The following is a 9,914-nucleotide window of genomic DNA, read 5'->3' on the forward strand; positions in this document are numbered from 1 at the left end:
CCCACTCGACCCAGCGCGACACCCCCGACTCGACCCGGAACGGGGCCCGCACGCGCCCCAGCGCCCGCTTCGCGCCCACTCGGCACCGGGGATGCGGGGGTCGGACGGCGTCGCCGACCACCGTCGACGAGCGCCCGGCGTTCCCTCTCGAGCCCCGATCGGTCAGGATCGGAGGCGTGCCGATCCGCGACCTCGCCCCCGCCGACCTCGCGTCGCCGCCGTTCCTCGAGCTGCTGCGGCTGGCCGCCGAGCTGCCGGAGGAGGAGCTCGCGCGCATCCGGGACGAGGAGCTGCCGGCGCTGACCGTGATCGGAGCCGTCGAGGACGGCCGGCTGGACGCGTTCGCCGCTGCTCGATCCGTCGAGGAAGGCCTCGAGATCGAGTACCTCGCCTCGATGGTGCGCGGGCGGGGGTCGGCCCTCCTCCGCGAGCTGCAGCGGACGCATCCGGGAGCCGCGATCATCGCCCAGACCGACGACGACGCGATCGGCTTCTACCGGCGCCTCGGATTCACGGAGGCGCCCGCCCCCGCCGACCCGCGCTGGCCCGACCGCCCGCGCTACCGGTGCACGCTGGCGGTGGCGTCGTGAGGCGGGTGCTGCGCGCCGTCGCCGTGCTCGCAGTCCTGGGCGGCCTGGCGGCGTGCACGACTGCTCCGGAGCCCGAGCGGGTGGGTGCGTACGGCGATCTGCACGTCGCTCCCGACGGCTCGATGGAGTTCTGCGCGTTCGACGTCGACCCGGGGTTCGACGGCCCCGACGAGCCCTGCGTCGACGGCATCGAGACGACCGGGATCGACCCCGACGTCCTCGTGGAGGCGCCCGGCGGCTTCGTGGTCGTCGGAAGCGACGGCCTCCGCCACGAAGGCTCGGCACCGCGTGCTCCCCGACGCGCGCCCGACGGCACCCTCCTCCACTCCGCCTTCCTCGTCGGCACGATCGAGGACGGGGTCTTCGACGTGACCGAGCACGGCACCGAGCGCCACACGCTGCCGGCCGAGTACCGCGAAGCGGCGCTCGACGAGCCCGGCGGGTTCCTCGGCCCCGTCGTCCCGGTGCCGCGATGACCGACCCGCGGAACCCTCGATGACCCGGGCGGGTCGCGCGGCTCTCGTCGGCGCCGCCGTCTTCGTCCTCGGCATCCTCGTCCTCGCCGGCGCGACCGTGTGGTCGGCCGCCGAGTACAACCGCTTCGAGGACCTCGGCCTCGAAGGATCCCCGACGCTCGCGGTGTCGGCGACCGCGGCCGTCGGAGTCGCCCTCGTCGCGGTCGGCCTCCTCGGCGCGCTGGCCGCCGTCGCCGTGCTGATCATCCGGAGTCGCCGCGGCTGACGTGCCCCGCCGGCGCGTCCAGCACCACCCGCGCATCGAGCCCCAGCCGCTCCAGGAACGCCTCGTCGTGGCTGACCACGACCAACCCGCCGCGCCAGGCGGCGAGCACGTCGACGAGGTGGTCGGTCGTCGCCAGGTCGAGGTCGTTCGTCGGCTCGTCGAGCACGAGCAGCTGCGGAGCCGGCTGCGCGAGCACGAGTCCGGCGAGGGCCGCGCGGAACCTCTCGCCGCCCGACAGCGTCGCCGCCGTCCGGTCGACGATCGCGCCCCGGAGGAGCAGCCGCGCCAGGGCGTTGCGCAGCTCGCCGGCCGGCACGGCGGGCGCCGCGCGCGCGACGTGCTCGAGCACCGTGCGGTCGTCGTCGAGCAGCCCCTCCCGGCGCTGCGGCAGCCGGCCGACGCGGTCGGTGAGCGCGGTGGCGTGCGTCTCGGCGATCGGATGCGGTCGCGCCTCCGCCCGCACGAGCTGCTCGAGCAGCGTCGTCTTGCCCGTGCCGTTCGCGCCGACCACGGCGATCCGCTCGCTCCCCTGCAGCACCGTCGTGCGCCCCCGCACCGTGATCTCGGCCAGCCGCCGCCCCGCCGGCACCCCCGGATCCGGCAGCTCGATGCGGACCGCGTCGTCGTCCCGCACCGCGCGCGACGCGGCGTCGACCTGCTCGCGGGCGCGCGCCTCCGCCTCGCCGTGACCGGAGCGGAGGCGCCCGGCGGTGCCCTCGGCCCGGTTCTTCCGGGCGTTCGCGAGGATCTTCGGCATCGACTCCGCCGATCGGGCGCCCGCCTTCGCCCGCCGCGCGATCATCGTCTCGGCCTCGATCCGCTGCCGCTTCTCGGCGCGGAGCACCTGGTCGGCGTCGCGCAGATCCCGCTCGGCCGCCGCGCGCTCGAGGGCGAGACGCTCCTCGAAGTCCGAGAAGGTGCCTCCGGAGGTGCGGATCGCGCCGCCCCGCAGCTCGGCGATCTCGTCGACGTGCTCGAGCAGCTCGCGGTCGTGGCTGACCACGATCAGCGTGCCGCGCCACCGGTCGACGAGGTCGAGCAGCAGGCCGCGCGACCGGCGGTCGAGGTCGTTGGTGGGCTCGTCGAGCACGGCGATCGGGCGGGCTCGAAGGCGCACGCCGGTTACCGCGGTGAGGACCGCCTGCCGCCCGAGAGGGTCGCGACGGGTCGGCGCAGGTCTTCCGGAAGCCCTGCCTCCCCGAGCGCGGCGGCCGCCCGGGCGTCGAGGTCCCAGTCGTCGTCGAGGACTTCGAAGTGCCGCGGATCGGCGTCGCCCGCAAGGATCGCGTGCAGGGCATCGAGCTTCCGGCGGATCCCGAGCAGATCGGCGACGGTGTCGTCCGGTCCGCGCCGGAGCCGCTGCGGCAGCAGGTCGACCGGCCCCGTCGTCGAGACCGTGCCGCGCGTCGGGGCGAGGTCGCCGGTGACGAGCCGGACGAGCGTGGACTTGCCGGCGCCGTTGGCTCCGACGAGCCCGGTGCGGCCGCGGCCGAACGCGGTGCTGACCCGATCGAGGACGACATCGCCGTCGGGCCAGGCGAACGAGCAGTCGGTGAGGACGACGGAGGGTGTGGTGATGGAGGGCACGGTGCTCCCAGTGGTGGTGTGTCGGCGCGCGACGACCACCGGGCTCCCGGCGTGCGGGAGCCGCGCCCTCAGCGGGCGGGCACGGGGGTCGTCAGTGCGAGGTCAGCGTCTGCGTCGTGGACGCAGTACCGGTGCTGATGCGCAAAGGACCGTCTTCCGTGCGGGGAGCCCCCGTGTCCGCGAGCCGTCCGGTCGGCCGGTGAGGTGGCCGCACCGACGTCGCGGCTCGCGACGAGGTACGTCGGTACGGTACGCGCGGGGCGCGGAAGGGCGCAAGGGTGAGGCCTTCCCTCCGCCCCGCGCGCCCGGCACCATCGAGTGCACGGCCCGCACAGCGCGCGCCGCAGAACGGAGCAGCATGATCGCGATCGATCTCACCGGGAAGACGGCACTGGTCACGGGATCCGGGCAGGGCATCGGGCTCGCGATCGCCGTCGGGCTCGCACGAGCCGGGGCGGAGGTCGTCGTCAACGCCCGCTCGCAGCGCTCGATCGACGCGGCGGTCGCGGAGGTGCTGCAGGAGGTCCCGGAGGCGTCCGTCCGCGGAGTCGCCGCCGACCTCGCGACCGACGAGGGCAGCGCCGCCCTGCTCGAGGCCGTCCCGACCGTCGACGTCCTCGTCAACAACCTCGGGATCTTCGGCAGCGCCGATCCGCTCACGATCAGCGACGACGAGTGGCGCCGCTACTTCGAGGTCAACGTTCTGACCGGCGTGCGCCTGACCCGCGCCTACCTGCCCGGCATGATCGAGCGGGGCTGGGGGCGCGTGCAGTACATCGGCAGCGACTCCGCCGTCGCGACGCCGGCCGAGATGATCCACTACGGGGTGTCGAAGACGGCGCTGCTCGGAGTCTCGCGGGGCTTCGCGAAGGCCGCGGCAGGCACCGGAGTCACGGTGAACAGCGTGCTCGCGGGCCCGACGCACACGGGCGGGGTCGAGGACTTCGTGCACGAGCTGGTCGACGCGTCGCTCCCCTGGGACGAGGCGCAGCGCGAGTTCATGCGGCTGCACCGGCCGAACTCGCTTCTGCAGCGGCTGATCGAGCCGGAGGAGATCGCCAACATGGTCGTCTACCTCGCGTCGCCGCTCGCCTCGGCGACCACGGGCGCGGCGGTGCGGGTCGACGGCGGGTACATCGACTCGATCGTGCCGTGACGGCCTCCTGACGGGCCCTCGGCAGTACCTCCGGCTCGCGAGAACCGGTTCGGCTCGTCCGGACCGGTGGATCCTGCGAGCCGAATGCGATTCCGCGAGCCGAGACCGACACCGGACAGCGCGCGAGACCTACCCGCGGTCGATCGCCGACCGGTCCGCCCCGCCCGGGCGTCGAGCCGGCGCGACCGATCCGCCGGTCCGCCACTCCCCGCCGATGCGCTCCTGCACGAGCGGTGCCGCCGGGTCCTCGAGCCGTGCGAGCAGCGCCTCCACTCCCCTCCGCCCGAGTTCGTGCGCGGGTGAGACGAGCACGTCGAGCTCGGGATCGCCGAAGTCGGCGACGTCGGGGGTCGAGGCGAGCAGCACGATCGACACGTCCTCCGGCACGCTCACTCCGCGGTGCCGCAGCTCGTGCGCGAGGCCGAGGGCGATCCCTCCGTCGAACACGAGCACCGCCGTCGCGTCGCCGAGCTCCGCGGCGAGCGCGCGTCCGCCGCGAGCCGACTCCTCGGCCTCGAGCAGCACTCCGGAGAGACCCCGCTCCCCCGACACGCGGCGGAACGTCTCGCGGGCGCGAGCGTTCGCTCCGAAGCCCTCGACGCGCTCTGGACCGCCGAGCACCAGGGCGATGCGCTCGTGACCGAGCGACGACAGGCGCGCGAGCGATTCCTCGACCATGCCCTCGATGTCGATGTCGACCCAGTCGAGAGCGGAGGGGTCGCGCGTTCGCCCGATGAGCGCGAAGGGCGTTCCGGAGTCGCGCAGCACGTCGACCCGGTCGTCGTCGAGGGCCACCTCCATCAGCACGACGCCGTCGACGAGACCGTCGGCGCGGAGGCCGGCGAGGCGCTCGGAGGAGTCGAGCGAGGGCCAGAGCACGATCGAGTAGCCGCGCTCGGCCGCCGCCTCGGCCGCTCCCGCGAAGAAGAGCGTGGCCGTGTTGAGCAGGCGCGGGCGCACCAGCGGGAACACGACCGCGAGGATCATCGAGCGGCGGCGGGCGAGGGCCCGGGCGAGGGCGTGGGGGCGGTAGTCGAGCTCGGCCATCGCGTCGACGACGCGCTGCCGGGTCGCCGCGCTCACCGGCTTGGAGTCGTTGACCACGAACGAGACCGTCGCGATCGAGACGCCGGCGCGGTCGGCCACGTCGCGCATGGTCGCCATGGTGCTCCTCCGATCGACGCCCCTCGCGGTTGACGATCGGCGGTGACGTCCATCATCCTGGACGAAGCGGTAAAGCGGTTAACCCCCTTCCGCGACCCGTCAGTGCCGACCAGCGAAGGACCCGCCCGTGATCACTCCCTCCTCCCCCGTCCGCGTCCTCGTCTGGGGCGAGAACCGCCACGAGCAGATCGAGGAGGAGGTGCGCGCGATCTACCCGGACGGCATGCACACGACGATCGCCGCGGGCGTCTCCGAGAACCTCGGCGACCGCGCGCAGGTCTCGACCACGACCCTCGACGAGCCCGAGCACGGACTCACCGAGGACGTCCTCGCGGCCACCGACGTGCTCGTCTGGTGGGGGCACGCCGCGCACGGCGAGGTCGCCGACGAGGTCGTCGAGCGCGTGCACCGCCACGTGCTCTCGGGCATGGGACTGGTGGTGCTCCACTCCGGCCACTGGTCGAAGATCTTCGGGAAGCTCATGGGCACCACCTGCACCCTGCGCTGGCGATCGGAGCAGGACCGCGAGCTGGTCTGGACCGTCGACCCCACGCATCCGATCGCCCAGGGAGTGCCCCACCCGTTCGTGATCCCGCAGCAGGAGATGTACGGGGAGTTCTTCGACGTGCCCGCGCCCGACGAGCTGATCTTCCTCTCGACGTTCTCGGGCGGCGAGGTGTTCCGCTCGGGGATGACCTGGAAGCGGGGGCACGGCAAGGTGTTCTTCTTCTCGCCCGGCGACCAGGACTACCCCGTCTACCACCACCCCGACGTGCGGCGTGTGATCGCGAACGGAGTGGAGTGGGCGCGCACCCTCCGCCCCGAGCGCACCCTGCCGGTGCTGCAGCGGTACGAGACCGAGGACTTCCACAACGGTCACGACTACGAGGGCGCGCTCGTCCGATGAGCGCTCCCGTGCGCATCGTCCAAGTCGGCGCGGGAGCGATGGGGCGCGCCTGGCTGCACGCACTGCGCGACTCGGCCGACGTCGAGCTGGTCGGCCTCGTCGACCTCGACACCGATCTGGCCGAGCGGGCCGCGGCGGAGGAGGGGGTCGCGCCGGTCGCGATCGGCACCTCCGTCGCCGAGGTCGCCGCGCGCTCGGGCGCCGAGGCCGTGGTCAACGTGACCGTGCCGCGCGCGCACCTGCCGGTGAGCACCGAGGCGCTGTTCGCCGGGCTGCCGGTGCTCTGCGAGAAGCCGATCGCGCCGACGGTCGCCGAGGCGCTGGTGCTCGCCGCGACGGCCGAGGCCTCCGGACTGCTGCTGATGACCAGCCAGTCGCGCCGCTACTACGCCGCGATCGCCGCGTTCCGCGAGCAGGTCGCCGGGCTCGGGACCCTCGGCAGCGCCTCCGTCGAGTTCGCGAAGGCACCGCACTTCGGCGGGTTCCGCGAGGAGATGCCGCACGTGCTGCTCGTCGACATGGCGATCCACGCGTTCGACGCGGCGCGGTACGTGCTCGACCGCGACCCGGTGTCGGTGTACTGCGAGGAGTACAACCCGGAGTGGAGCTGGTACGCCGACGGCGCGGCGGCGACCGCGGTGTTCGAGTTCGCCGGAGGGGTGCGCTTCACCTACACGGGCAGCTGGTGCGCCGACGGGTTCGAGACGTCCTGGAACGGCAGCTGGCGCGTGAACGGCGCGGGCGGCACGGCCCGCTGGGACGGGGACGGGGCGCCGGAGGTGCAGGCGCGCGAGTCGTCGGAGGTGCGGACCGGAGTGCTCGAGCCGGTGCCGGAGGAGATCCGCGGCTCGCTCGCCGAGTTCGTCTCCGCGCTGCGCAGCGGGCGCACGCCGTCGGGCGAGGTGCACGCGAACGTGCGGAGCCTGGCCATGGTGGAGGCGGCGGTGCGCTCCTCCGAGACGGGCTCTCGGGTGCGGATCGACGACGTGCTCGAGGGCGCGTACGCGGAGGCTCTGGGGCTGGCGAGCGACGAGCGCGTGCGGGAGGCGCTGGCGGCCTGGGGGACGGCGGCCGCGGGTCTGGCGGCACCCCCGCTGGTCGAGTAGCCGCGCAGCGGCGTATCGAGACCCGCCCTTCTGGATCACGGGGATCTCGATACGCCCGCTCCGCGGGCTACTCGATCAGCAGGAGAGGAGCGCGCCCTCGCCTCACGAGTAAGGCTCAACCGACTGATCCGCCCACGCTCGCCCGGATCCCCGCGCCCAGCCTGAGTTCCGCTGGTCGAGTAGCCGCGCAGCGGCGCATCGAGACCCCACCCTCCCCCGCGCAGGCACCGCGCGTTCACGTCGCGGCGACCGCGCGTTCACCCGGGCCGACCAGCGTGGACGGGTTCCCTTCGAACCCGCTCAGGAGACCCGTGCCCCGTCCTCATGCCCCCCGTCGCGCCGCCGGCGCCGCGATCGTCCTCACCCTCGCGAGCTGCACGCTCGGAGCCGCCCTGCCCGCCGCAGCGAGCGGCGACTCCTTCTTCACGCGCATCGCCACCGTGCCCGCGTACCTCAACGCGGCCGACCCGGCCGTCGACTCCGCCGTCGCCGAGATCTCGAGCGCGTCGCCCGACGGCCGCCTCGTCTACTCGACCGACTCTGCGGGCCAGCGCATCGACGTCCTCGACATCAGCGACCCCGAGTCGCCGGAGCCGCTCGGCGGCGTCGGTGTCGGCGGCGAGCCGACCTCGGTGTACGCGACCGGCGAGTACGTCCTCGCGGTCGTGGACACGAGCGACGGCGACTTCGCGAACCCGTCCGGCCACGTGAGCGTGCTGCACGCCGCCGACCTCGCGCCCGTCGCGACGATCGAGCTCGGCGGACAGCCCGACTCCATCGACGTCACCACCGCCGGCGACACCGCGGTCATCGCGATCGAGAACCAGCGCGACGAGGAGTTCACCCCCGAGGGCGCCGAGGAGGGCGACCTGCCGCAGGCGCCCGAAGGCGAGCTCGTGGTCATGGACCTGGCCGGAGACCCCTCCACCTGGGTCGCCGAGCACGTCTCGCTCACCGGACTCGCGGGCCTCGACACCCCCGAGGACCCCGAGCCCGAGTACGTCTCGATCAACCCCTCCGACACGGCCGTCGCCGTGACTCTGCAGGAGAACAACGCCGTCGCGATCGTCGACCTGGCCTCGCGCGAGGTCCTCACCTCGTACTCCGCTGGCACCGTCTCGGTCGACGGCATCGACACGCTCGACGACGACACGATCTCGCTCACCGGCTCGATCACCGACGTCCCGCGCGAGCCGGACGCCATCGGCTGGGTCGGCGACGCGCACGTCGCGATCGCGAACGAGGGCGACTGGAAGGGCGGCACGCGCGGCTGGTCGATCCTCGACGCGGCCACCGGAGCGGTGCAGTGGGACGCGGGGAACACCTTCGACCACCTCGCCGTGAGCCTCGGCCTCTACCCCGACAAGCGCTCCGACGCGAAGGGCTCCGAGCCCGAGGGCCTGCTCTCGGCGACCTTCGACGGCGTGCCCTACGTCTTCGTCGGCGCTGAGCGCGCCAACTTCGTCGCGGTCTACGACGTCTCGGACCCCACCGCGCCGCGCCTCGTGCAGGCGCTGCCGTCCACGCCCGGTCCGGAGGGGCTGCTCGCCCTGCCCGAGCGCGACCTGCTCGTCGTCTCGAGCGAGACCGACGACGCCGAAGCCGCTCTGCGCGCCACGGTGCAGCTCTACGCGCTCGGCGCCTCCGCCCCCGCGTTCCCGACGCTCGTCTCGGCCGACGTCGACGGATCGCCGCTGCCCTGGGGCGCCCTCTCTGGCCTCTCGACCGATCCGGCCGACGCCGACCGCCTCTACGCGGTGAGCGACAGCGCCTACGCCCCGAGCACGATCCACTCGATCGACACCTCCGTCACCCCCGCGGTGCTGGACGCGACGACGACCGTCACCGAAGGCGGTGAGCCGGCCGCACTCGACCTCGAGGGCATCGCGGCGCGCGCCGACGGCGGCTTCTGGGCCGTGACCGAGGGCGCGACCGGACCCGAGAACGCCCTGCTGCGCCTCGACGACTCCGCCGCGGTGCTCGAGCGCATCGCGCTCCCCGCCGAGGTCGCCGACGCGCTCGGCTCGCAGGGCTTCGAGGGCGTCACGATCGAGACGGGCGCCGAGGGCGAGATCGTCTGGACCGCGCTGCAGCGCGAGGCCTCGATCGACGCGGCAGGAGTGGTGCGCCTCGGCCGCTACGACGTCGCCGCCGGCACCTGGAGCTTCTTCGGCTACCCGCTCGAGGCTCCCTCCGGAGCTGAGGGCGACTGGAACGGCCTCTCCGAGATCACGCTGACCCCGGCGGGCACGCTCGCCGTGATCGAGCGCGACAAGCGCAACGGTCCGGATGCGTCGCTCAAGGCCGTCTCCACGGTCCCGCTCCCCACGGGCCCGGGCGCCGCGGTCGGCGAGGAGCTCCCGATGCTCGAGAAGACGCTCGCCGCCGACGTGCTGCCGGCACTCGAGGCGGGCGACGGCTGGACCCAGGAGAAGCTCGAGGGGCTCGGCATCACGGGCTCCGGCGAGGTCTTCGTGGTCACGGACAACGACGCGGTCGACGACGCGAACGGCGAGACCGTGCTGGCGTCGCTCGGCTCGGCGGAGTCGGTCTTCGGCACGGCGGTCTCGCCGGAGCCGACGCCGGTGCCGACGGGCGAGCCGACCGTCGCACCGACGGCGGAGCCCACTGCGGCACCCACCGCGATGCCGACGGTCGCCCCG

General features: G+C 73.8%; 10 protein-coding genes. 7 read left to right on the top strand and 3 right to left on the bottom strand.

Translation table 11 applies throughout. The annotated features are described in order from the left end of the window. The 3 genes from B0T42_RS17975 to B0T42_RS17985 all read left to right on the top strand — a co-directional run. A partial coding sequence (locus B0T42_RS17975) for a GNAT family N-acetyltransferase (protein WP_236720396.1) occupies nt 1-590 on the top strand: 590 nt, incomplete at its 5' end. After that, nucleotides 587-1,066, top strand: coding sequence for a hypothetical protein (locus tag B0T42_RS17980; RefSeq protein ID WP_139344576.1), 480 nt, complete (start codon nt 587-589; stop codon nt 1,064-1,066). The genes B0T42_RS17975 and B0T42_RS17980, both read left to right, overlap by 4 nt. A gap of 19 nt (nt 1,067-1,085) precedes the next feature. After that, on the top strand, nt 1,086-1,331 hold the full coding sequence (locus B0T42_RS17985; protein WP_077224371.1) for a hypothetical protein: 246 nt from the start codon (nt 1,086-1,088) through the stop codon (nt 1,329-1,331). On the opposite strand, the gene B0T42_RS17990 is transcribed toward B0T42_RS17985, so the two are convergent. Together B0T42_RS17990 and B0T42_RS22480 are read right to left on the bottom strand one after the other, a co-directional pair. Then, nucleotides 1,309-2,448, bottom strand: a complete 1,140-nt coding sequence (locus B0T42_RS17990) for an ATP-binding cassette domain-containing protein (protein ID WP_173892357.1) — start codon at nt 2,446-2,448, stop codon at nt 1,309-1,311. The genes B0T42_RS17985 and B0T42_RS17990 overlap by 23 nt on opposite strands. A gap of 5 nt (nt 2,449-2,453) precedes the next feature. Beyond that, the gene (locus tag B0T42_RS22480) at nt 2,454-2,918 is read right to left on the bottom strand and encodes an ATP-binding cassette domain-containing protein (RefSeq protein ID WP_173892358.1); all 465 of its coding nucleotides are present in this window, start codon (nt 2,916-2,918) and stop codon (nt 2,454-2,456) included. A gap of 361 nt (nt 2,919-3,279) precedes the next feature. Here B0T42_RS22480 and B0T42_RS17995 point away from each other — a divergent pair, with 361 nt between their 5' ends. Further along, nucleotides 3,280-4,074, top strand: coding sequence for an SDR family NAD(P)-dependent oxidoreductase (locus B0T42_RS17995; RefSeq protein WP_077224376.1), 795 nt, complete (start codon nt 3,280-3,282; stop codon nt 4,072-4,074). Between the two features lie 129 nt (nt 4,075-4,203). Here the strand turns inward: B0T42_RS17995 and B0T42_RS18000 are convergent, their stop codons facing one another. Continuing rightward, on the bottom strand, nt 4,204-5,238 hold the full coding sequence (locus B0T42_RS18000; protein ID WP_077224372.1) for a LacI family DNA-binding transcriptional regulator: 1,035 nt from the start codon (nt 5,236-5,238) through the stop codon (nt 4,204-4,206). Between the two features lie 127 nt (nt 5,239-5,365). On the opposite strand from B0T42_RS18000, the gene B0T42_RS18005 reads away from it, so the two are divergent. The 3 genes from B0T42_RS18005 to B0T42_RS18015 all read left to right on the top strand — a co-directional run. Next, entirely contained in the window at nt 5,366-6,145 is a 780-nt protein-coding gene (locus tag B0T42_RS18005; RefSeq protein ID WP_446737395.1) for a ThuA domain-containing protein, read from the top strand. An 8-nt stretch (nt 6,146-6,153) separates the two neighbouring features. Further along, a complete protein-coding gene (locus B0T42_RS18010; protein ID WP_236720397.1) occupies nt 6,154-7,251 on the top strand; it encodes a Gfo/Idh/MocA family protein in 1,098 nt (365 codons plus the stop codon). Nucleotides 7,252-7,562: 311 nt separating this feature from the next. Further along, on the top strand, nt 7,563-9,914 hold a 2,352-nt coding region (locus B0T42_RS18015; RefSeq protein ID WP_077224374.1), incomplete at its 3' end, for an esterase-like activity of phytase family protein.

The organism is Rathayibacter rhapontici, from assembly GCF_001995175.1.
GTDB lineage: Bacteria > Actinomycetota > Actinomycetes > Actinomycetales > Microbacteriaceae > Rathayibacter.

Bases quoted from the DNA above. Each gene is read 5' to 3' on its own strand.
- B0T42_RS18000 (WP_077224372.1), bottom strand. From the start codon at position 5,238: ATGGCGACCATGCGCGACGTGGCCGACCGCGCCGGCGTCTCGATCGCG.
- B0T42_RS17985 (WP_077224371.1), top strand. From the start codon at position 1,086: ATGACCCGGGCGGGTCGCGCGGCTCTCGTCGGCGCCGCCGTCTTCGTC.